We start from the raw sequence: 23,849 nt of genomic DNA, 5'->3' as shown, positions 1-23,849 counted from the left end.
ACCATATAACAGAAAGGGAGTCTATCCAAAATAATGATAGACTCTCTTCTTTTACGTTTAATTATTGTGCTTTACGCATTTTCCCTAAAACAATAGTTAAAACGAATGGTACGATTAACACAATGGCCATTCCGATAAAAAATGATCCCCAGTTTTCCGGGAAGATTGATAAGAAACCAGGAAGTCCGCCGACTCCAATTGACGGAGCTTTCACACCTTGCAATGAAATAAACGCACCTGCAAGTGCCGATCCGATAATAGCTGAAATGAACGCAAAGCGGAATCGTAAGTTAACACCGAACATAGCAGGTTCTGTAATACCAAGGTAGGCAGAAACAGCTGATGTAGCAGACAAGCTTTTCAATTTTTCATCTTTTAATACAATCATCATAGCTAAAGCTGCTGAGCCTTGAGCAATATTTGATAGAGCAACCATTGGCCATAAGAAGGTTCCGCCTGTGCTGCCGATTAACTGGAAGTCTACTGCCAAGAATGTATGGTGCATACCTGTGATAACGAGCGGTGCATAAAGTCCACCGTAAATTAAACCGCCTAAAATTGGAGCGACATTGAAAATTCCTACTACAACATCAGTAATGACGTTTCCAATGGCAAAAGTAATCGGTCCAATTGCGATAAATGATACAAGGCCAGTAAGTAATAAAGTAATAGGAGCAACTAGTAAAAGCTGGAATGCGTCAGGAATGCGCTTTTTCAAGAATACTTCAATTTTTGCTAATACATATGAAGCAAGTAAGACTGGTAATACCTGACCTTGGTAACCAACCTTCTGAACTTCTAAACCAAATAAGTTCCAAGTTGGAATTTCTTCCGCAGAGCCATAGCCCCAAGCGTTTAATAAATCTGGATGAACGAGCATTAGTCCAAGAACCATCCCTAATAACGGACTTCCGCCGAATCGATTCACAGCAGACCAGCCAATGAGACCAGGCAAGAACACAAACGCTGTGTTTGCAATTAAATTAATAATACTTGCAACGTCTTTCCATTGTGGATAGACATCAACAAGCGCTTTTTCATCAAAGAAAATGCCAGGACCTGTCAAAATGTTGTTTATACCCATTAGTAAACCAGCTGTCACGATCGCCGGCAAAATTGGAATGAAAATGTCAGCTAATGTTTTAATTGCACGTTGTAATGGGTTTAAATGTTTTTCAGATGCCTTTTTAACATCATCTTTAGATGATTCCCCTACACCTGTTTGCTGTACAAGCTCTTTGTACACTTTATCTACCGTACCTTGTCCAATAACGACCTGAAATTGACCGTTTGTTGAAAATGATCCTTTAACAAGCTCATTTGATTCAAGTGCTGCTTTATCTACTTTCCCTTCATCAACTAATGCAAAGCGCAGGCGTGTAACACAATGTGTTGCAGCTGAAATATTGTCTTTGCCACCGATGGCATCAATGATTTGACTTACTTGTTTTTGATCGATACTCATGGTTTCCCCTCCCGTAATTCTGAAATTTAAATTATATTGGTTGAATCATCATTAAAAGCGTTTCCAATCTAAACCAGATTGTCGAAACATGTATATACATGTATTATAACTATCATAATCATGTATATACATGTTGTCAACAAATTTATATACGCTTTCATTGAAGATAACCATTTATTCGCTATTTAAAACTTTTGATAGAGGGAAATGCTTGTTAATATAAGGTAGTGCAAGATTACAAGAAAACAAATATCGAAAGAAATATATACAATAAAAATTGAGAGGTTTTGAAGAATGAATTTTATAGATTGTATTGAGCCCTTCCTGCTTTCCGATGATAGGATCATTCAGGACTTCGTTTTACATACACTTCATGACTATCCGAATGTTAGGAAAAGCTGGGTAGAGCAGCTGATAAATGAGGCGATTGAAAAAGCTGAAAAAAGAGAATCTATTTTCATATATTTATCAATTGATCCGATGCATGAAGAGATTGTTCCTTTATTGGTAAAATGTGTAAAAAATGCTCGGGAATATCATAAACATTTTTATGAGCGCCTTTTTACGGATTTAGCTCCTGAACTAGCGTTGAAATATAAGGAAGATTTAACACCATATATGCCAAATGAATACTGGGATTTATATGATTTGTTAGTCAATGGCACAAAAGAGAATATTTTAATGGAATATGAAGGTATTCTTCACCTGCTTGAAGCCGAAACATATCATCATCATGCTTTTTATCGGATTGCTAAAAAAGTGGCCTATACATGTGTTAAAAATGAATGGATAACAGAAGCGGAACTAGATGAAATCTTAGAGGCTAACCTAAAAGAAAAGTGGTTTGATTATCGTGGCATACTAGGTGTATATATGCTCGGCTTAATGAAGAATGACAAGTATGTCCAACAGTTAGCCGCATTGCTTGTCCGCGATGAAGATATTTTGCTTGAAGAGGTTGCGGCAACCCTAATATCATTTCAATCGGACAATGTTGTAGAAGCAGTTGCTCCATATATTCTTAAGGAAGAATCAAATATTTTCGCAACGTCAATCGTGGAAAATATTAAAACGGATTATGCAATTGAAGTTCTGCGTAATAGTTATTACAAGGCAGAAGATGAGGATATACAAGCAACAATTATTGAGGCTCTCGCGCATCAGTTAAGTCTTGCAGGTGAACCAGAAATTAATCACTTTGTAAGTAAAAGACCTACAACATATTTATATGATGTTGAACAGTTAGCCTATAGTTACTATAAAATGATCGGTATTGACCATCCGCTTTTAGAAGAGTGGCTTTTAATCATTCGAAAAGAGGAAAACGCGGAAGAAATGATGATTAGTCAACAAGCGACCGTAAAAAAGGCAGGAAGAAACGATCCATGTCCTTGTGGCAGTGGGAAAAAGTACAAAAAGTGTTGCGGATAAAAGGACCTCCGCTTCTAACTTATAGAGTTGGTTACATTTGCTTAAATGCGGAATCTTCATTAGACTCGAAATTGACATTATGATGACGGAGTGAAGGCAAGGTGGATAAGAAACAAGATCAAACCTTTGATATTATCGAAGTATGTTTGCTGGCAGGGAAGATCATGCTTAGAGGCGGCGCTGAGACTTATCGTGTAGAAGATACCATGATGCGAATAGCTGCTGCCTATGGAATTTATCATTCACATAGCTATGTAACTCCTACTGGTATTATTTTTTCAATTGATAGTCATCACCCTACGAAATTAGTGAGAATTGTTGATCGATCAACAAATTTGCAAAAAGTGGCAAAAGTAAACAGTGTTTCAAGGTTAATTAGCAGTGGGGATCTTACTGTTAAAGAGGCGTTAGAGCAACTTAAAGAGATCGAACGGGATGCACTGGCATACCCAACCTGGGTACAAATCGCGGCAGCTTCCATTTCAAGCGGTTGTTTTTTAATTATGTTTCAAGGCGATTGGACGGACTTTCTCCCTGCCTTACTAACTGGTGGAATTGGATTTTCATGTTTAATTTATTTTCACCAATTGGTAGAAATAAAGTTTTTTGCTGAATTTTTAGCCTCACTAATCATCGGGTTGATATCGGTATTGTTTGTTGTATTCAATATCGGTACTGAACTGGATAAGATTATTATTGGTTCTGTGATGCCTTTAGTTCCAGGTTTGTTAATTACCAACGCTGTAAGAGATTTAATGGCAGGACATTTGGTATCAGGCATTTCTAAGGGTGCCGAAGCATTTTTAACGGCATTTGCCATTGGAGCAGGCGTAGCGATCGTTTTTTCATTTTAAAGGGAGAAACAGTTATTCGTTTCTTCTATAGTATTAGTGCCGTGCCCATTGTTTGGCATAAGGATTGCCGGCTCTTTCGCTTATGTAGGTAAGGAGGCTTTTATATTGATTGAACAGTTCATAACTAGTTTTATTGCGACAGCGGCATTTGGTATTATTTTTAGTGCGCCTGCTAAAACATTATTGAAATGCGGTTTTGTTGGAATGATTGGCTGGATGATTTATCTTATCTTGTATCAATATAAGATGGATAGTGTACTTGCCACATTATTTGCTTCCTTTATTATTGCTGTGATTAGTCATTTTTTTGCTAAAAAATATAAAACACCTGTCATTATTTTTAATGTTTCGGGCATTATACCGTTAGTCCCTGGCGGATTAGCATATGACGCTATGAGACAGGTGGTTGAAAATGATTTTAATGCGGCGATTCCTCTTGCTGCAAAGGCATTTATGATTTCTGGTGCGATTGCGATCGGGTTAGTTTTATCAGAGGTCATGAATCAGATTATTCGTAAGGCTAGTCTTAGGAAGATTTAATGACAATTCACTAAATGTATTAAAAAATGAAACTTTGTCATGTATAATGATTTTCATCACATATAGAGAGGTTTTTATCATGAATTCATTTAGTAAAGATCAAATCGAACAATTTCAAAAGCGAAATCAAAATCGTGGGCGCCTTTTAGTTAGTTGCCCTGACCAACCTGGAATTGTTTCGATGATCTCAAAATTCTTATTTTCCCATAATGCAAATATTATTGAGTCAAGCCAGTATTCAACAAATCCTGAAGGCGGAACATTTTTCATTCGCATCGAATTTGAATGTCCCGGATTAAAGGTAAAGGCAAAAGAGATGGAGAAGCAGTTTGCTCTTCTTGCTGAGGATTTTTCAATGGATTGGACGCTAACTCATGTATATAATGTGAAAAAAACAGCAATCTTTGTATCAAAAGAACTTCACTGTTTATTAGAGCTTCTATGGGATTGGCAAAGTGGAGATCTAATGACAGATATTGCCCTTGTTATAAGTAATCACGAGGATGCAAGAGAGGTTGTTGAATCATTTAACATCCCGTTTTATTATATTCCAGCAAATAAAGATATTCGCGCTCAAGTAGAAGAAAAACAACTGGAGCTGCTAAAAGAGCACGATATTGATTTAATTATATTGGCACGATATATGCAAATCTTAACACCGAACTTTGTTGCCGCAAATCCTAATAAGATTATTAACATTCATCATTCATTCTTACCAGCATTCATTGGCGCAAGGCCATATGAACGTGCGTATGGACGCGGAGTAAAGCTAATCGGTGCAACATCCCATTATGTTACAAATGACCTTGATGAAGGTCCGATTATCGAGCAGGATATCGCTCGTGTAAATCATCGCGATGATATCGATAATATGAAAAAAATCGGTCGTACGGTTGAACGAAGTGTACTCGTCCGCGCCGTGAAATGGCATTTGGAAGATCGAATTATTGTTCATCAAAATAAAACGATTGTTTTCTAAGGTTTTGTAGAGTATCTATTCATAAAAGAATACTGTAAATCATGAGGTACTCAAAAGAATGTGATGAGTACCTCATTTTTTATGATGAAAGTTTTGAGGAAGTCATTGAAGATGGCTCTTTTCTAAGAAATTGTTGCTTTTAAAACGGAAACTATTTAAGGTTGATTGGAGCGGAAGTGCGAGACTCCTGCGGGAGCAGCGGGACAGGTGAGACCCCACAGGCGTTTACGCCGAGGAGGCTCACCGCCCGCCCCGCGGAAAGCGAGCATCTGGAGCGGAAATCAACCACACAGCAATACTTGGTAAATAGCAACAAAGTTTGCTAAAACAGCCTTGAAGATTTAAAAGATAAAATAACTAGCCTTGTCATAACTATGTCAGTCTTTTTTAAATTATCAGACAAACCAATTCTTAAAGATGATACAATATGAACAACTTAGAAAATTATCGGGGGGATTGTCGTGAAACGATTGAATGGCAAAACCATAGCTTTAGCTGGACAAAGAAAATCTGAAGAGCTGAGTAAGCTTGTTGAGAATTTAGGCGGGGTTGCTTTGGTACGACCTGCACAAGGAACTGTCTTCCTTGATGATTCAAATGTTGAGAAAGAGATCCATGCATTGGTCGAGGGAAACTTTGATTGGCTTATTTTCACGACTGGTATTGGGACAGATAAGTTATACCAAACAGCAGTGAGTATTGGGTTAGGTGAAAACTTTATTAAAGCATTAGAAAAAGCCAAAATTGCAGCAAGAGGCTATAAAACGGTGAATGTTTTAAAGAAATTAGGAATTAAGCCAGATGTTAGAGATGATGATGGCAGTACAGCAGGATTAGTAAGAGAACTGAAGGCACATCGTTTAACAGGCTGTCGTGTTGCCCTGCAGCTTCACGGTGATCCAGCGCCATTATTAATGAATTTGCTTGATGAACAAGGTGCCGAATATCGTGAAATCCTACCTTATAAGCATATTCCCCCAAAGCCTGAAGTGATGGCACAGCTTGTTGGTGAAATCTTAAGAGGTGAGATTGATGCGGTGAATTTTACTAGTACCCCTCAAGCTCGCTTTTTAATGGCATATGCTAAAGAGCAAGGTGTTGAAAAAGAACTCTTAGAGGCATTCGCAACAAATGTGATGGCTGTTTCAGTGGGCAAAGTGACTGCGCAGGCTTTACGTGAAGTGGGCATTACAAGAATGGTTGTACCAGAGGAGGAGCGAATGGGTAGTGCGATTATTGCCCTTGTCCGTTACTATCAAGACTTAGAAGGTAACAAATGATCGTTTAATAAAAAGTAGAGCGACGCTTTTAGTCGTTCTTTTTTATACACCCAGAATGATGCTTATAATGGTCCGTCACCAAGAGTCATTTGGTTAATTACAGCAGGTAAAAACAAAAAAAGGTGACTCTCTACTCCTAAAAGTAGAACAGTCACCTTTTTTACCGAGTTTAACGAGAAGTAATAACTCACCAATTGACCGATAAGTCCAGCTTTAAATACTAGTGTTTGATTCCTCCAAATTTAACGCTGCAGCTCCTTTTTTTCGATGCAGCACAAGCTTATAGCATATAACGACAACGATCATAAACAGAGTAGTAATGAAGTAAAGAGTACTATATCCAAGTTGTGTGGCAACGATTCCAAGGACATAAGAACCAATTGCTAAACCTGTGTCAAAAAGTGTAAAGAATGTTGCTGTAGCATGCCCGCTTCGATGGCGATCTGTTGCTTGTACTGCAAGTGTTTGTAAAGATGGGACAACCGTTCCATAGCCAAGACCAATAAATGCACCTGATAGAAGAAGCATAAAGGAAGTTTGTGTAATACTTAATAAAAACAATCCGATGAAAAATAGCGCAAGTGCCGGATAAATGATAAAGTGTGGACCTTTTGTATCAAATAAGCGGCCGCTAAAAGGACGTGCGATTAACATGACAACAGCAAAGACAACGAAGAAAAAGCTTGCTGCATCTAATAAATTAAGCTCTTTTGCATAGATAGATAGAAACGAAAGAACACTTGAATAAGAGAACGCTACTAAACTCCCAATAAAAGCAACTGGCAATGCTTTTTGATCAATTAAATCTGAAAACTGTAATCGTTTCTTCGTTTCAGTAGGTGCTTGCTGTAATTCCTTCACCTTACTTGTAGCTGTTATAAGTAATCCGACTAATATTAATACCGCAAATACAAGAAATAGGATCTTAAATGATGCTGCTTGTATGAGAGTTAGTGAGATAAGAGGGCCGAAAACAACTGCAAGATTCGTTGACATGACAAAATATCCAAGACCTTCACCACGTCTTTTTAGGGGGATAAGATCTGCTGCAATTGCACCAGTCGCTGTCGTTGCGATGCTGAACCACATTCCATGGAAAAATCGCAAAACGAGTAATAAAGCATATTGATCGATCCATAAGTACAAAAATGAACAAATTGTAAATAAGAGAAGACTAGTCATTAACATTCTTTTTTTGCCGTAATCAGCCAATAGTTTGCCTGAAAATGGGCGAACGATAATAGCTGATAAAAGAAAAATCGTGACAACTAAACCTGCATCAAGCTCTGAACGATGGAGTTCATCAAGGACATAAATAGGCAAGGATGCTAGTAAGCCATAAAAGGCGATAAAGATAAAAAAGTTACTTAACGAAATACTGATAAAACTTTTGGTCCAAATTGGTTGCTTTTTTTCATGTTCCATTTAGACTCATTCCTCCTTTTTATTTGTTTGGTGTACCAAGTTTCGTTAATAAGTGGAACAAGTTTTCCTGTTCTTCTTTCGATAACGATGCAAGCATTTTTTGCTCAAATGCTCTTACATCTAGTTCAATGGATGGGAAATTTTCAATTGCTTTATCTGTAAGTGAAACGAGCCGCTCACGTTTATCGCTTCCTTGTGTCCGTTTAACCCAGCCGCTATCCTCGAGCTTTACAATTGTACGGGTAATGGTTGGAGCTTCTACAGATAAATAACGCCAAATATCACTTTGTGTCATCGGTCCATTGATTTTTAAGCAAAAAAGAATCGACCATTGTGAACTATATAAGCCGTGTTTTTGGATATGGTCATTTTGTTCTTTTGTCATTAGCCGCGTTTTCTGATAGAGCATGTGAAAGAGCTTGCTTGTGTTTTCCATTTATAATCTCCTCAATCTATCCCACATAAATATGATTAGTTACAAATTATTTACCTAGGTAAATAACAACTTAACTAATATACCATAAAGGAGAAATTTGTAAAGGATAACAGATAGATAAAAAAGATCGCAATCCCATGCAATCCTAAAAAAATAAAAAAAGCCCTCGGCCAAATGAAGCCGAGGGTAGTCATCTGTATTTTAAACTTTCATAGCATTTCCTTTTAAATTTACTGCTTTCTTCCAAGTATTGCTCACAACTAACAAAATAACAAATGCCATGAGTGCGATGATAGAGAAAATGATAAATCCTGAAGCATAAGAGCCGGTCAATTCCTTAAATGTGCCTAATAATGTTGGTAAAAAGAAACCGCCAACGCCGCCTGCTGCCCCGACAATACCTGTAATAACCCCAATTTCTTTTTGGAATCGCTGGGGAACTAATTGAAATACTGCGCCATTACCCATACCTAAACATAACATCCCGACAAATAATACGGCTGTCATGACAAATAAAGGAGGAAGCTGACTAACGGCTACCATACATATGGCAATCATGATAAACAAGACATTTAATACCTTCGCACCGCCGAATTTGTCAGAAAGAAAGCCGCCGACAGGACGGAAAAAGCTGCCTGCTGCTACACATAGCGTAACAAAATCACCGGCTTGGACACTTGATAATTGATATTCATCAACAAAAAACATACTTAAAAAGTTTGTTAACCCAACAAAACCACCAAAGGTCACACTATAAAGCAAACAGAAAAACCATGTATCTTTATAAGCAAATACTTTGAAGTAATTTGCCAATGGCTGTGGTTCTGGTTGTGTTGGTGCATCCTTTGCTAAAAAGATAAAAATTGTGAACGTAATAAGTAGCGGAATAAGGGCGATTCCCATTGTTGCATGCCAACCGATATTTTCAGCAATACGAGGTCCAAATAATGTGGCAATTAATGTTCCGCTGTTCCCTGCACCAGCAATCCCCATTGCTAAGCCTTGCAAATGCGGCGGATACCATCGACTCGCCATTGGTAATGCAACGGAAAAGCTTGCACCGGCAACCCCTAATAAAATCCCGATCATATAAAGCTCTGATAAGGTAGTCCCGCCAAACGTTCCCCAAAGTAGCGGAATTGTCGTAATGCTCATTCCTATAATGGCTGTCTTCTTAGGGCCAATTCGATCTGTTAACACCCCTAACACTATACGGAAAAACGAGCCGGCAAGAATCGGTACTGCTACAATTAATCCTTTTTGAGCAGGTGATAATCCAAAGTCTTGAGTAATGAATACGCCGAGTGCACCAAGTATAACCCATATCATAAAGCTGATATCGAAATAAAGGAAGGAAGAAAATAGAGTCTTCGGGTTACCACTCGATTTTAAATCAGAAATTTTCATTGCATAATCCCCTTTCAGCATCAAAATAGTAAAATTTTATCTTCGTGTCCTGTACTAGGCGTTGTAGGCTATCCATCTAACCTGTCGCTTGCCTCCTACACTTTTCTTAAATATGTGGTTCATTATAAGCGGAGTTTTTTTGCAAGAAAAGTTACACGTTAGAAAATATAACATGGTTTTTGAAAAGCTCATGAAAAAAGAGCGATTGAATTGGAGGTGAAAAAGAGAAGAATGCAGGACAAAATGAGATTTCATGTTAGAAAATGTAACAACAAAAACCTTTATGAATGAAAAATATGAAATAATTAGTTCATTATGAGAAGTCATACCTTTAATGCTGGAGGTAAAGATGAAGCAAAAATTAGTGGTAATCGGAAATGGAATGGCGGGTATTCGTTGTGTTGAAGAAATCTTAAAACAAAATTCAAGTCTTTTTGATATATCAATAATAGGGAGTGAACCGCATCTAAATTATAATCGGATTTTATTATCCTCTGTTTTACAAGGGGAGACGACATTTCAAGACATATCGATCCATTCGTTAACATGGTATGAAGAAAATGGGATAAAACTCTTTTCAGGAGAAACGGTTGTAAACATAGATGATCACAAAAAACAGATTGAAACAGATAAAAAGCGCATCATCAACTATGATAAAGTGATTATTGCTACTGGCTCCATACCATTTGTTTTACCCATACCAGGTAGTGAAAAGGATGGAGTTGTAACATTCCGCACAATAGATGATTGTAAGGAAATCATTGAAACGTCAAAGCATTATAAAAAAGCGGTTGTAATCGGTGGCGGAGTATTAGGCTTAGAAGCAGCAAGAGGACTTGTAAATCTAGGCTTAGAGGTTAAAGTTATCCACAATTCTGCGTATTTAATGGAACGTCAGCTTGATTCAATTTCATCAACCATGCTTCAAAAAGAATTAGAGAAGCAAGGGATGGAATTTCTCTTAGGGAAAGTGACAAAAGAGATTATCGGAGATCATCGCGTGAGAGAAATTCAGTTTACAGATGGGACATCTATAGAAACTGATTTTGTCGTCATGTCAGTAGGGGTGAGGCCGAATATCGAGCTTGCTAAGAAAAGCGGCATTTTGACTAATCGCGGAATCATTGTTAACGACTATTTAAAAACAAATAAAGCTGACATTTACGCTGTTGGTGAATGTGTTGAACATAAAGGCGTGATTTATGGATTAGTCAAACCACTTTATGAACAAGGGAAAGTTCTCGCTAAGCATATTTGCGGGCTAGACGAGCAGGGCTACAAGGGAACGGTCTTATCAACAAGCTTAAAGGTACCGGGTGTTGATCTCTTCTCCGTAGGTGAATTCGCTGAGGATGACACGACGACCTCATTAAAGATCTTGAATGAAGTGGATGGAGTGTATAAAAAAATCGTTATCCGTGATGATATGATTGTTGGTGCCGTGTTATACGGAAATACAGCAGACCAATCGAAACTATTAGATATGATCATAAAAAGAAAGTATGTTAGCGATGAAGAGAAACGAAGCCTTCTTCAAACGGCAGATACGAATGGTCCACAGATAAAATCTATGAAGCTAACTGAAATTATTTGTAACTGTAATGGGGTTTCAAAAGGAGCCATCATGGAGGCAGTTCAACAGAAAGAGTTAACAACAGTTGAGCAAGTGAAGCAATGCACAAAAGCATCGGGCTCATGTGGCGGGTGTAAGTCAGTTGTTTCAGACTTGTTACACTATATTCATAGTGATGAGTGTAATGAGACTATTCAACAAAAATCCTTATGTACATGTACATCATTGACTGAGGATGAGGTTGTCCTGCAAATTCAACAAAGAAACCTCTTCAAAATCCAAGATGTCTTTAAACAACTTGAATGGAAGACCTCTGAAGGCTGTTCAAGCTGTGTGCCAGCTATTAATTATTATTTAGCGATGATCTATCCGGAGAATGAGACATATTTAGTAGAAGGTAACATGAAGGCACAGCTTCAAAGGGATGGAACATATTCAATCATTCCACAAATGTATGGAGGAAAAACGAATGCTGAAGAGCTTCAAAAAATTTCTCACCTGATGAAAAAATACAATCTAACAGATGTCGGGTTTACACCTGATCAACGAATTCAAATAAATGGTATTAAAAAGGAAGAGCTTCATGCGGTCTATTCAGAATTAAATATGCCGTTGCGAGCAGCCCAAAAACATACGATCAGACTTGTAAACAACAGCTTTGGTGAGCAGTATTGTCAGTGCCATAAGGAAAATGCTTTACAGTTATCGATTGATATGGAAAAGGAATTAGATTATTTACTAACACCCCATAATGTTGTATTAGCTGTAGCAGCTTGCAAGCATAGTCCAGTTGATTTGCTGACAAAAGATTTTAGTGTCATAGGTTTTAACAGAGGATGGGAGATTTACGTAGGCGGAAGCATTAGTCCTCAAATGAAGCAAGGTGAATTATTTACAGTAGCTAAACATGATCAAGATGCAAAGGAATTGATATGCGGGCTTGTCCAATATTACAGGGAAACAGCGAATTACCTTGAGCAAGTAAGTGATTGGGTTGATAGAGTCGGCCTTATTCATATAAGAGAAGTTTTGTTTGATGATGTTCTTAGAGGGTTGTTACTTGAACGTCTTGAAGCAGAAAAGTTCGCCTTTACAGGTCAATTTGTAAAGTAGTGACAAAGGTTTTGTTTGAAATGAAATCAGTTTGCAAGCTAAGTAAGCGGGTTTTGCCTGCTTTCCATTAAATAAATAAAGGGATGATGTGCCTTGACCGAGCTATTACTAAAATATTTCCGGACAAAGCAACAAGAGGTTCAATCCGAGAAAATGTATAATACGCAATGTCCGTTCTGCAGTATGCAATGTAAAATGCAATTAATTGAACAATCAATTGTTTCGAGGAAAAAGTATACAACAATAGGGAAAGACAACCCCACGTCTGAAGGGAGGCTGTGCATTAAAGGTATGAATGCCCATCAGCATGCTTTTCATCAGGATCGAATTACACATCCTCTTCTGAAAGTAAATGGAGAATTTGTGCGAATTTCGTGGGAGCGAGCATTGCTTCATATTAAGGAACAATTTTCAACCATCCAGGCAGTTGATGGCTATGATGCATTATCTGTTTATGGAAGTGCATCAATCACGAATGAAGAGGCATATCTGCTTGGTAAATTTGCTCGTGTCGCATTAAAAACTCGTTATATTGATTATAATGGCCGATTATGTATGTCTGCGGCTGCAACCGCAGCGAATCAGACCTTTGGTGCTGATCGCGGGTTCACAAATACGTTAAAAGAAGTGCCATTTACACGAGTCATTATTTTATCAGGAACAAATATAGCAGAATGTCAGCCGACAATTATGCCCTACTTTGAAAAGGCAAAAGAAAACGGCGCATTTATCATTGCAATAGATCCGCGTGAGACAGCAACAACGCAAATCGCAGACATGCACCTTAAAGTAAAACCTGGGATGGATGCAGCGCTGGCAAATGGATTATTAAAGGTGATCATTGAAGAAAACTTAATTGATAAGAAATTTATCGAGGAAAGAGCGACAGGATTTGATGAAGTAAGGGATTATGTAACATCTCTATCATTAGAGGATCTCTCTGATATGACAGGTGTGCCGATTCAACAAATAAGAAGTGCTGCGATTAAATTTGCCAGCGAAGAATCTGGAATGATTTTCACAGCAAGGGGTGTAGAGCAGCAAATCGACGGGACAGATGCTGTGAGGAATTTACTGAATATTCTTATCTCTACAGGCAAGATCGGAAAGCCGCTTTCAGGTTATGGGGCAATTACCGGGCAAGGAAATGGGCAAGGAGCGCGCGAGCATGGGCAAAAAGCCGATCAACTGCCAGGCTACAGATCGATTGAGAATGAAGAGCATCGTGCATACATCGCAAATGTATGGGGTGTTAAGAAAGAAGACCTGCCTAGAAAAGGTGTTTCAGCTTTTGAGGTGTTTAAAAAAATAGATCAGGGTGAAATTACTGGCATGCTTCTTATGTGCTCAAATCCAGTCGTATCAAATCCAAATGCTAATTTTGTAAAAGCTGCTCTAAAGAAATTAAAGTTTCTTGTTGCAGTCGATTTATTTATTTCTGAGACAGCTCAATATGCTGATCTCATTCTACCTGCTTCATCTTACTTAGAAGATGAAGGAACAATGACTAACCTTGAAGGTCGAGTAACACTTCGCGAAGCGAGTCGGCCATGTCCCGGTGAAGCTAAGCATGATTGGGAGATTCTTTGTGAGATTGCGAAAGTACTAGGGAAAGAACAGTATTTTTCTTATACAAAAGCAGAGGACATCTTTAATGAGTTAAGGATTGCAAGTCGAGGCGGTACAGCAGACTATTACGGGATAACATATGAGAAAATTAAAAACGAAGGAGGAATTCTTTGGCCTTGTCCTGACATTGAGCATAATGGAACAGAACGATTATTTGAAAAATCGTTTGCCCATCCTGATGGAAGAGCTAAAATGATTGCTGTTAAAAACACTCCTGATGTTCCGAAGGAAAAAATATGTGATGAATATCCGTTATACTTAACAACTGGCCGAGTGATGTCACACTATTTAACAGGAGTGCAAACAAGGAAAAGCTCAGCACTAGCGGCGAGAAACTTTGAATCTTATCTTGAAATCCACCCAGAGACAGCAAGGAAGTTTAATATCGAAAATAACCGGTTAGTTTCTGTTGCTTCAAAACGAGGGCGGATTGTCGTTAGAAGTAAATGGTCGGAAAAAATCAGGCAAGATACTGTTTTTGTCCCTTTTCACTGGGCAGATAGTCAAAATGTAAACAAGCTCGTCGGAGAAGAGCTTGATCCGCATTGTAAAATGCCGGGGTTTAAGGTGAGTGCTGTTCATGTAAGTCCTGTGTGAAAAAAAATAACATTCAATGTAAAACTTTGTGTAAGAGGTATGGGAATCCATACCTCTTTTTTATCGCAAAAAGGAATGGTAACTCGCGTTTCTTCTAGTACAATTTTCCCCTTATGGTAGCTGAAAACCGCAATTTCACTAGGTTTTATCATGTTAGAAAATAAAACAATGTTAGAAAATCTAACATGTATATAAAATATTTCATTGGCTCGTGATAAGCTATAAGAAACTTTCTTAGGGGAGGAAAATCAGGTGGATAAAAAGAAACTTGTGCTTGTTGGAAATGGAATGGCCGGTGTTAGAGCAATTGAAGAGATTTTAAAAGTTTCAGAGGACTTGTTTGAGATTACAATCTTTGGCAGTGAACCACATCCGAACTATAATAGGATCCTATTATCAAAGGTACTGCAAGGTGATACAAAGGTTAAAGATATTACGTTAAATGATTGGGAATGGTATGAAGAAAATAATATTACCCTCTATACAGGAGAAACGGTAACGAAAATAAATGCTGATATGAAGGTTGTCATTTCAGATAAAGATCGAGTGATACCTTATGACGAATTGATTATTGCAACAGGTTCTGTTCCGTTTATTCTTCCACTTCCTGGTGCTGATAAAGAAGGAGTAACGGCATTCCGTGATATTAAGGATACGGATGTCATGCTTGAAGCATCAAAGAACTATAAAAAGGCGGCTGTTATTGGCGGAGGCCTGCTCGGTTTAGAAGCAGCACGCGGCTTGTTAAATCTAGGAATGGATGTCTCGGTTATTCATATTGCACCTACGTTAATGGAACGCCAGCTTGATGAAACAGCAGGAAAGCTTTTGCAAAAAGAGTTAGAGAAACAAGGGATGAAATTTCTGCTTGAAAAGAGCACAGAGGAAATTTACGGAACAGACAGAGTAGAAGGATTAAAGTTTAAGGATGGCACACAGCTTGAAGCAGACTTAGTTGTGATGGCTGTAGGCATTAAGCCGAATATTGAACTAGCAAAAGCAAGTGGAATATCCATTAATAGAGGGATCATCGTCAATGACTTTTTACAAACAGATCTTCCACATGTGTACGCTGTTGGTGAGTGTGCAGAACATAATGGCATCCCATATGGTCTAGTTGCACCTTTATATGAACAGGCAAAGGTTTTAGCAAGTCACATCTGTGGTCAAGAAGCAGCACCATATAAAGGTTCAGTCTTATCGACGCAATTAAAAGTATCTGGTGTTGAGGTGTTTTCAGCAGGTGACTTTATGGAAGATGGAGAGAAGAAGTCGATCAAAATATTTGATGAGCAAGATGGAGTTTATAAAAAGATCGTTTTACGAGGAAATAAAATTGTTGGAGCTGTTTTATTCGGTGACAGTAAAGAAGGCAATCGACTGTTTTCAATGATTAAAAAAGAAGCAGACATTTCGGATACTGAAAAAATCACGATTTTACAGCCGATTGGCGAGGAAGCTGGCGCTAGTTTAGTGGCTACTATGAGTGCTGATGAAATCATTTGCGGATGTAACGGTGTATCAAAAGGTGCAATCGTTCAGGCGATTCAAGAAAAAGGTTGTACATCCGTTGATGAGATTAAAGCATGTACAAGTGCATCACGCTCTTGTGGAGGATGTAAACCATTAGTTGCAGATGTATTACAACTTACACTTGGCTCTGAATTTGATGCATCAGCTCAAAAAGAAGCAATATGTGGTTGTACGTCACTTTCAAGGGACGAGATTGTAGATGGAATTAAAGAAAAAGGTTTAACACACATAAGAGAAGTCATGAATGTTCTTGGATGGGAATCTGAAGAAGGATGTTCAAAATGCCGCCCAGCTCTTAACTATTATTTAGCAATGGTTAACCCAACTAAATATGAGGATGAAAGAGAATCACGTTTTGTGAATGAGCGTATGCATGCGAATATTCAGAAGGATGGCACATATTCTGTTGTACCAAGAATGTATGGCGGGGTAACGAATGCGGATGAATTACGACGCATTGCAGATGTTGTTGATAAATATGAGATCCCGTTAGTGAAAGTAACAGGCGGGCAGCGTATTGACTTGTTTGGTGTAAGTAAAGATGATCTTCCAAAAGTATGGGAAGATTTAGATATGAATTCAGGATATGCATATGGAAAATCACTTCGAACTGTGAAAACGTGTGTTGGAGAAACCTTCTGTCGTTTCGGGACACAAGACTCAATGGGACTTGGAATTAATCTTGAGAAGAAATTTGAAGGATTACAAACTCCTCATAAAGTCAAAATGGCAGTCTCAGCCTGTCCGAGAAGCTGTGCAGAATCAGGCTTTAAAGATATCGGTTTTATCGGTATTGACGGCGGATGGGAAATCTATGTTGGCGGTAATGGTGGTACACATGTCCGTGGCGGAGATTTATTATACAAGGTAAAAACAGATGAAGAAGCAATGGAAATCACAGGTGCTTACTTGCAATATTACCGTGAAACAGCAAATTATTTAGAACGTACATCAGCTTGGATTGAAAGAGTTGGCTTAGCGCATGTTCAATCCGTACTAGATGATAAAAACAAGCGCAAAGAGTTAAATGCTCGCATGGATGAGGCATTGTCTGTTTATAGAGATCCTTGGAAAGAAATTATTGAAGATAAGAAAACAACGAAAGAACTATTTGAAACAATTGGCGTGTAAACCCGTTTATACGAACGTTCTTTTAATATACACATAAATAACAGAATATTTCGTCAAGGAGGAATATGGACATGAAGGAGTTAATTAAGACAAAGGTACATGTTGGTTCCCTGTTGGATTTACCAGAACGAGTTGGAAAAACCGTTCAAGTACAAAAAGATAAAGAAGTAGCTGTGTTTAAACTTTCCAATGGAAAAATCAAGGCGATTGAAAATAAATGCCCACATAAAGGCGGAGTTTTGAGTGAAGGAATTGTAAGTGGTGAACATGTATTTTGCCCGATGCATGACTGGAAAATCTGCCTTGAGGATGGAAAGGTGCAAGAGCCGGACTTTGGCTGTGTAAAAACGTATGAAACGCTATTAGAAGATGGAGAGGTATATCTTTTATTTTAAGGCTCTTTTCTAAGAGATTGTTGCTTTTAAAACAAAAACTATTTCAGGTTGATTGGAGCAGTGGGACAGGGTGAGACTCATGCAGGCGTTAACGCCGAGGAGTCTCACCGCCCGCCCCGCTAAAAAGCGAGCATCTGAAGAGGGAATCAACCACACCGCATTAATTGGTAAATAGCAACAAAGTTTGCGAAAACAGCCTATTTTTAAAAAGAGAACTAAACAAAAGTAAGGTAGTATAGAATGGTGAGCCTATTAGAAAGCATGCCTTCCCTTACTTAACATACTAAGGGAGGACTAAAATGATGGGGATAGGAAAAGTGTATTTAGTTGGTGCAGGTCCTGGTGATAGTGAGCTGATTACAGTAAAGGGAGTAGAAGCGATTAAGAAAGCTGATGTGATTCTTTATGATCGATTAGTGAATCCTAGATTACTGGAATATGCGAAAGCAAATTGTGAACTGATCTATTGCGGCAAACTTCCAACTCGCCATTTTATGAAGCAAGACGAGATCAACCAAACATTATTGGAAAAGGCATTAGCAGGTTTTACGGTCGTAAGGCTAAAAGGCGGAGATCCAAGTGTCTTTGGCCGAGTTGGTGAAGAGGCAGAAGTTCTTGCTGATTACAATGTGAACTTTGAAATTGTACCGGGCATTACATCAGGGATTGCCGCACCGCTTTATGCGGGCATCCCTGTTACACATCGAGACTATGCTGGTTCATTTGCAATGGTGACAGCACATGATAAATCAAAAAACGGCAAACCGGATATCGATTGGGAAGGACTTGCTAGAGGTGTCCAAACAATTGCTTTTTATATGGGGATTTCAAATCTAGAACATATTTGTGATAACCTGATTCTTAACGGAAAGTCACCAAATACCCCTGTCATCGTGATCAGGTGGGGTACGTGGAGCAGGCAGCAATGTGTTGAAGGAACACTTTCTTCAATTGTTCAAAAGGTACGAGATGAAAACATTGAAAATCCTGCCATCACATTAGTTGGTGATATTGTTGCGACGAGAGAGAAAACAAAATGGTTTGAGAAAAAACCGTTATTTGGCCAACAAATCCTTCTTGCTCGAGGAAGTGCTGATGAGAAGAGCATGGCTGCTGATTTAATTGACAAAGGGGCAGACGTTATTGAATTTCCTAAATGGGAAATAAAGGAGAAGGCGTTAGATCGTGCGGTTAAACAAAAGGTAACATCATATAGAAGAATTTTGTTTAAGACAACAGAAGCGGTAACGCATTTTTTTAACCTATTAAGAAAGAACAAAATCGACATCCGCCACGTACAGGCAAAATTATATTGTCTACAGCCATCATCAATCATTGCCATAGAGAATAAAGGGTTAATAGCCCAATCTGCTGACAATATGGATACAGACGGAAGTCTATTAATCATAGGCGGAAAGATAAAAAATGAGCAAAGATGGAAGCTTGATTATAAGTATGGGGTACATGATTATGCAAGTGTCTATGAAACATCAATTGATGAAAGATTTGACATGGTGATTAAGAGATCGATTGATGATGCAGCCATCACAACGATTCTATTACCTTCGAGTGATGCAGTACACATGTATATGAAGAAAGCTGAACATTATGAGTTATCCAGTCATCTAAATGATCCATTAATCAGCGTCATCTGCTTAAATAAACAGGCCTTTCAAACGGCGACTATGTATGGTCTCAAACCAACATTGATGGTTGAAAATATAAATCCTTTTACACAAGCAAGCGTAAATGTAATGGCAAAAACACAATAGGTAAATTTAAAGCTGAATCACAAGGGTGGGTGCCCATGGAGCCCAATCCATGGTGATTCAGCTTTTCTTATTTAACAGAGCTAAATCAGATTCTGTCTCCATTAATACTCAATTTCTTCATAATCCTTTGGCTGTGGAAGAGGCTCGCCAGGAAGTGTTTTATTGTATTCTGAAAGTGCTTCTGATTTTCTTTGGTATACTTTCCCTTTAAAAGAAGTTGTCACATTATTTTTATTGTTTGTTTTGTCCATGCTGCCAAGTCTCCTTTTATGTGATGATAATTTTAGTCTATCCATTATTGGTCTTTACAATGAAGGTTTATGTAGAAATTTTACATGTTAAAAATTCACACATTTCTTTCATATCTCAATGCTTTACTTGACGAAACCTTATTATAAAAATATAATAACTTACATAAAGTAACCAGCTAATAAAAAGATATTTGTTTTTTGTAGTAAAAATAAGTGGGTAATGTAAATGATAACAATAGAATAAAAAACTAACGTATTCAGAAGATGAAGATACAATAATCAGGAGGTCATATAGATGGGATTTCATAGTAAACCAAATACATTTGTTGGTCATGTGAAAATAAAGGTGCAAAATTTAGAGCGCTCTCTAAAGTACTATCAAGAAGTGATTGGTTTTCAAATTCTTGAGAGAACCAATACAACCGCTAACCTAACGGCTGATGGCAAAACAAGTATATTATCGATTGAACAACCGGAAAACGTTATTCCAAAACAGAGGAATACGACAGGGTTATATCACTTTGCTCTTTTATTACCGAAACGCGCTGATTTAGCAAATATTGTGAGACACTTTGTTGATAATGGAATACAAATTGGTTCATCAGATCACCTTGTAAGTGAAGCTTTATATTTATCAGATCCAGATGGAAATGGCATTGAAATTTATATCGATCGGGATCCTTCTGTGTGGAATTGGAACAAAGGCGAAGTAGCCATGACAGTCGATCCATTAGATTTCGGCGACCTGCTTTCTAGTGAGGAAGAACAGTCATGGAAGGGTCTTCCAGCGGGTACAGTCATGGGTCATATTCATTTACATGTATCTGAATTGAAACAAACGGAAGAGTTTTATACGAAAGGATTAGGTTTTGAAGTGGTTTGTCGCTATGGAGTCCAAGCACTTTTCATCTCTACAGGGAAATACCATCATCATATCGGCTTAAACACTTGGGCCGGAGTTGGTGCGCCAACACCTCCTGAAAATAGTGTCGGGCTTAACTATTTCACATTAATTTACGACAATGAAGAAGCAAGAAAGCGCGTTGTTGAAAAGTTGAACAATATGGGTGCGGCTGTTAGCGAAGAAAATGGTTCTTTTGTGACCTTAGATCCTTCTGGAAACCGTATTTACTTACAAATCTAATGAAGCGGAGGTAAATACTATAATGAAAGAGGAGACCGGAAGTAGAAAGTCAGGGATCGAAATTGGACTCTATTCACTTGCAGATATAGGACCTGATCCACATACAGGCAGAGTCATAAGCAGCCAACAGCGCATAAGGGAAATAATCGAAGCAGCAAAGCTCGCTGACGGGGCTGGACTTGATGTTTTTGGAGTTGGTGAGCATCACCGGTTAGACTATGCTGTATCAGCTACATCGGTTGTTTTGGCAGCTATTGCGCAGGTAACAAAGCACAATCGATTAACAAGCACAACAACCGTGTTAAGTACAGTTGATCCTGTACGTTTGTTTGAGGATTTTGCTACACTAGATCTCCTTTCAGACGGGCGCGCTGAAATCATTGCGGGCAGAGGTGCATTTGTCGAATCATTTCCGCTATTCGGATATCACACAAATGACTACGATGCCCTGTTTACCGAAAATATCGATTTATTATTAAAGCTGAACAAAAACGAGAAGATCACGTGGTCAGGCCGTTTTCGTTCCTCATTAAAAAATGCTGAAATTGCACCGCGTCCAGTACAGAACGAATTGCCAGTCTGGGTTGGGGTAGGCGGTACACCAGAAAGTGCTGCCCGTGCCGGCAGGTTGGGCGTTTGGATGGCAATGGCCATTCTTGGCGGTGATCCAATCAGATTTAAACCATTAGTCGATCTTTATCGTCAAGCAGGCAAAGAGGCGGGTCATAAACCGGAAGCTCTTAAAATCGGTGTTACAGGACACGGATATTTTGCAAACACAACACAACAAGCTAAGGATGAATTCTACCCTTACTATGCAAATTACTGGTCATATGTTAACCGCCAGCGCGGGATGGGATTCAGAATGTCAAGGGAAGATTTCGAACAAATGACCGCTTCAAATACAGCATTGTTTGTCGGCAGCCCGCAGCAAATAATCGAAAAAATCCTTCAACAATACGAACTGTTTGGGCATCAACGTTTCATTGCCCAAATCGATATAGGCGGGATGCCATTCAAGAAGGTTGCTGAAGGTATTGAGTTATTAGCTACAAAAATTGCTCCGATCGTTCGCAAGGCAACAAGTAAATAGAAGACGCCGCAGGAATGCGGCGTTGTTTTTTGTCTAATTTAATCGAATGCAAGAATAAATGGAAAAGTTGCAAGATTAAGTGATGTAGTTGCAAGATCTTTTCAGGAAGTTGCAAAAATAAGTTCACAAGTTGCAAAATCAAACCCTGAAGTTGCAAGATTCCTGCCATATGGCAGCAACTCTTAATGTTAATGTGGCGAGATCGATACGATTTCAATAAAAACTACTCTAAATCCACCCGCTTCAATGGCTTTTTAGCAGGTCCCTCCACGACATCACCTTGAACAGAGAATCTTGACCCATGGCAAGGGCAATCCCAAGTGCGGTCACCACTATTCCATTCGACTTCACATCCCATATGTGTACACGTTGTATCAACAAGATTCAAATTTCCGTCAGCGTCTTTGTAGCAACCGGCTCTTTTTCCATTAATAACGACGACTGAGCCTTCGTCATTTCGAATGTCTTCAATTCGTTTATCTGCAATATCAATTTTTCCTTCAATGAGGTGACCTGCTACATCTAAGTTTTTCATAAGGAATTGTTTGATGCTCGGGTCTGCGTAAAAGCGTGAAGGGCTATATAAGTCCTGGTAAGGATTTTCTTTTTCTAAAACAAGATCACGTAATAGGTGTGCAGCGGCAATACCGTTTGACATTCCCCACTTTCGGTAACCTGTTGCAACAAGAATATTTGGCTTATTAGATGTGATGGGTCCTACATAAGGTACTTTATCTAATGTATAAAGATCCTGTGCTGACCAGCGATACTTAATTTCCTCAATTCCCATTACATCCTGTCCAAACTCTTCTAGGGCCTTGTAATGTGTAAAAGTTGGTGTGCCTTCACCTGTTTTATGACCATCACCGCTAATAAGGATTAACTTCTCGCCGTTGAATGGCGTATAGCGTAATGACCTTCTAGGGGAATCAGCACTATAATACATCCCGCCAGGAAATTCGTATTTTGTTCGTACCCCTAATACATAGGAGCGCTCAGCATGTAATCTTGTAAAGTAAAAGCCTTTCCCATCAAAAAAAGGAAAATGTGAACATGAAATGGCATATTTACACGTTACTCGGCGTCCTTCCCTGGTAATAACCATAGGCTTTGGTGTTGTTTGATCAATATTAACAGCTGTTGTTTGCTCATAAATTTCTCCGCCAGCCTTTGTTATTTCATTTACGAGTGCTTCTAAAAACTTGATCGGGTGAAATTGAGCTTGGTCTTTCATCACAATAGCTCCTTTGACATCAATAGGCAAAGGGATATTTTCGGTAAACTCGCTAGGGATGCCAAGCTTTTGATAGGCATCATGTTCCTTCCTGACTTTCTGTAAATATTGATCACTTATGGCATATATGTAGGCATCTTCATCTGTTAAATCACACTCGATTTGCAGGTCTTTTACTGTTTGGCGGACAAATTGAAGGGCATTGCTGTTCGCTTCATAATACTGTTTGGACTTCTCAACACCTAGATGCTGAATAAATTCATCATAAATTAAACCATGCTGTGCTGTTACCTTTGCAGTTGTGTGTCCAGTTGTACCATTCAGGACTTGATCTGCTTCTAAAACAGCTACCTTTAGTCCCTGCTTTGTTAATAAATAAGCGGTTGTAATACCTGTAATTCCGCCGCCTACTATCGCAACATCAACCTCTGTATCGATTGAAAGCGCAGGGAATGTCTTTAGCTGAGCTGACTCTCTCCAATATGGTTCTGGTTCAAATGGCATTTTCCCTTGTGGAAATTCTTCTGTCAATTGAAACCCTCCTTTAGTTATACAGTTAATTTTTAC

Annotated in this window: 19 protein-coding genes; 13 read left to right on the top strand and 6 right to left on the bottom strand. The window is 38.6% G+C overall.

The genetic code is table 11. From position 1 onward, the window contains the following. Nucleotides 1-61: 61 nt before the first annotated feature. Entirely contained in the window at nt 62-1,465 is a 1,404-nt protein-coding gene (treP, locus tag GMB29_RS26125) for a PTS system trehalose-specific EIIBC component (protein WP_136357825.1), read from the bottom strand. A gap of 294 nt (nt 1,466-1,759) precedes the next feature. On the opposite strand from treP, the gene GMB29_RS26120 reads away from it, so the two are divergent. From GMB29_RS26120 to GMB29_RS26100, 5 genes are all read left to right on the top strand, one after another. After that, on the top strand, nt 1,760-2,896 hold the full coding sequence (locus tag GMB29_RS26120; RefSeq protein WP_136357823.1) for a YecA family protein: 1,137 nt from the start codon (nt 1,760-1,762) through the stop codon (nt 2,894-2,896). Between the two features lie 101 nt (nt 2,897-2,997). Next, nucleotides 2,998-3,750, top strand: coding sequence for a threonine/serine exporter family protein (locus tag GMB29_RS26115; protein WP_136357821.1), 753 nt, complete (start codon nt 2,998-3,000; stop codon nt 3,748-3,750). Between the two features lie 102 nt (nt 3,751-3,852). Beyond that, the gene (locus tag GMB29_RS26110) at nt 3,853-4,290 is read left to right on the top strand and encodes a threonine/serine exporter family protein (RefSeq protein WP_136357843.1); all 438 of its coding nucleotides are present in this window, start codon (nt 3,853-3,855) and stop codon (nt 4,288-4,290) included. Nucleotides 4,291-4,369: 79 nt separating this feature from the next. Then, nucleotides 4,370-5,269 (top strand): formyltetrahydrofolate deformylase, encoded by a 900-nt coding sequence (purU, locus tag GMB29_RS26105; RefSeq protein ID WP_136357819.1) that lies wholly within the window; start codon nt 4,370-4,372, stop codon nt 5,267-5,269. Nucleotides 5,270-5,730: 461 nt separating this feature from the next. Next, nucleotides 5,731-6,549, top strand: a complete 819-nt coding sequence (locus GMB29_RS26100; protein WP_136357817.1) for a uroporphyrinogen-III synthase — start codon at nt 5,731-5,733, stop codon at nt 6,547-6,549. Between the two features lie 213 nt (nt 6,550-6,762). On the opposite strand, the gene GMB29_RS26095 is transcribed toward GMB29_RS26100, so the two are convergent. The 3 genes from GMB29_RS26095 to GMB29_RS26085 form a co-directional block, all read right to left on the bottom strand. Beyond that, nucleotides 6,763-7,974: an MFS transporter gene (locus GMB29_RS26095; protein ID WP_136357815.1), complete on the bottom strand. Its 1,212-nt coding sequence runs from the start codon at nt 7,972-7,974 to the stop codon at nt 6,763-6,765. 19 nt (nt 7,975-7,993) lie between these two features. After that, nucleotides 7,994-8,410 carry a MarR family winged helix-turn-helix transcriptional regulator gene (locus GMB29_RS26090; protein WP_136357813.1) on the bottom strand — a complete coding sequence of 139 codons (417 nt, stop codon included), beginning with the start codon at nt 8,408-8,410 and terminating at the stop codon, nt 7,994-7,996. A 201-nt stretch (nt 8,411-8,611) separates the two neighbouring features. Beyond that, on the bottom strand, nt 8,612-9,817 hold the full coding sequence (locus GMB29_RS26085) for a nitrate/nitrite transporter (protein ID WP_136357811.1): 1,206 nt from the start codon (nt 9,815-9,817) through the stop codon (nt 8,612-8,614). Nucleotides 9,818-10,166: 349 nt separating this feature from the next. On the opposite strand from GMB29_RS26085, the gene nirB (GMB29_RS26080) reads away from it, so the two are divergent. From nirB (GMB29_RS26080) to cobA, 6 genes are all read left to right on the top strand, one after another. Further along, nucleotides 10,167-12,503 carry a nitrite reductase large subunit NirB gene (gene nirB, locus GMB29_RS26080; RefSeq protein ID WP_136357809.1) on the top strand — a complete coding sequence of 779 codons (2,337 nt, stop codon included), beginning with the start codon at nt 10,167-10,169 and terminating at the stop codon, nt 12,501-12,503. Beyond that, nucleotides 12,503-12,574, top strand: coding sequence for a hypothetical protein (locus GMB29_RS28145; RefSeq protein ID WP_406600360.1), 72 nt, complete (start codon nt 12,503-12,505; stop codon nt 12,572-12,574). The genes nirB (GMB29_RS26080) and GMB29_RS28145 overlap by 1 nt, the downstream gene beginning before the upstream one ends. Before the next feature lie 22 nt (nt 12,575-12,596). Then, on the top strand, nt 12,597-14,729 hold the full coding sequence (gene nasC / locus GMB29_RS26075) for an assimilatory nitrate reductase catalytic subunit NasC (RefSeq protein ID WP_136357807.1): 2,133 nt from the start codon (nt 12,597-12,599) through the stop codon (nt 14,727-14,729). A gap of 252 nt (nt 14,730-14,981) precedes the next feature. Next, the gene (gene nirB, locus GMB29_RS26070; RefSeq protein WP_136357805.1) at nt 14,982-17,393 is read left to right on the top strand and encodes a nitrite reductase large subunit NirB; all 2,412 of its coding nucleotides are present in this window, start codon (nt 14,982-14,984) and stop codon (nt 17,391-17,393) included. Nucleotides 17,394-17,458: 65 nt separating this feature from the next. Beyond that, complete coding sequence (nirD, locus tag GMB29_RS26065) at nt 17,459-17,788, top strand: nitrite reductase small subunit NirD (RefSeq protein WP_136357803.1); 330 nt, start codon at nt 17,459-17,461, stop codon at nt 17,786-17,788. A gap of 302 nt (nt 17,789-18,090) precedes the next feature. After that, nucleotides 18,091-19,560, top strand: a complete 1,470-nt coding sequence (gene cobA, locus GMB29_RS26060) for a uroporphyrinogen-III C-methyltransferase (RefSeq protein WP_136357801.1) — start codon at nt 18,091-18,093, stop codon at nt 19,558-19,560. 101 nt (nt 19,561-19,661) lie between these two features. Here the strand turns inward: cobA and GMB29_RS26055 are convergent, their stop codons facing one another. Then, entirely contained in the window at nt 19,662-19,811 is a 150-nt protein-coding gene (locus GMB29_RS26055) for a hypothetical protein (RefSeq protein ID WP_155443953.1), read from the bottom strand. Between the two features lie 295 nt (nt 19,812-20,106). Here GMB29_RS26055 and GMB29_RS26050 point away from each other — a divergent pair, with 295 nt between their 5' ends. Together GMB29_RS26050 and GMB29_RS26045 are read left to right on the top strand one after the other, a co-directional pair. Beyond that, nucleotides 20,107-20,955, top strand: a complete 849-nt coding sequence (locus GMB29_RS26050; RefSeq protein WP_136357799.1) for a VOC family protein — start codon at nt 20,107-20,109, stop codon at nt 20,953-20,955. Between the two features lie 22 nt (nt 20,956-20,977). Further along, entirely contained in the window at nt 20,978-22,048 is a 1,071-nt protein-coding gene (locus tag GMB29_RS26045) for an LLM class flavin-dependent oxidoreductase (RefSeq protein ID WP_136357797.1), read from the top strand. A 223-nt stretch (nt 22,049-22,271) separates the two neighbouring features. Here GMB29_RS26045 and GMB29_RS26040 read toward each other — a convergent pair whose 3' ends face one another. After that, nucleotides 22,272-23,786, bottom strand: a complete 1,515-nt coding sequence (locus tag GMB29_RS26040; RefSeq protein WP_136357841.1) for an FAD-dependent oxidoreductase — start codon at nt 23,784-23,786, stop codon at nt 22,272-22,274. Nucleotides 23,787-23,849: the final 63 nt, after the last annotated feature.

This window comes from Metabacillus sediminilitoris (assembly GCF_009720625.1).
GTDB classification, from domain to species: domain Bacteria; phylum Bacillota; class Bacilli; order Bacillales; family Bacillaceae; genus Metabacillus; species Metabacillus sediminilitoris.
This window is presented reverse-complemented; position numbering and strand designations above follow the sequence as displayed.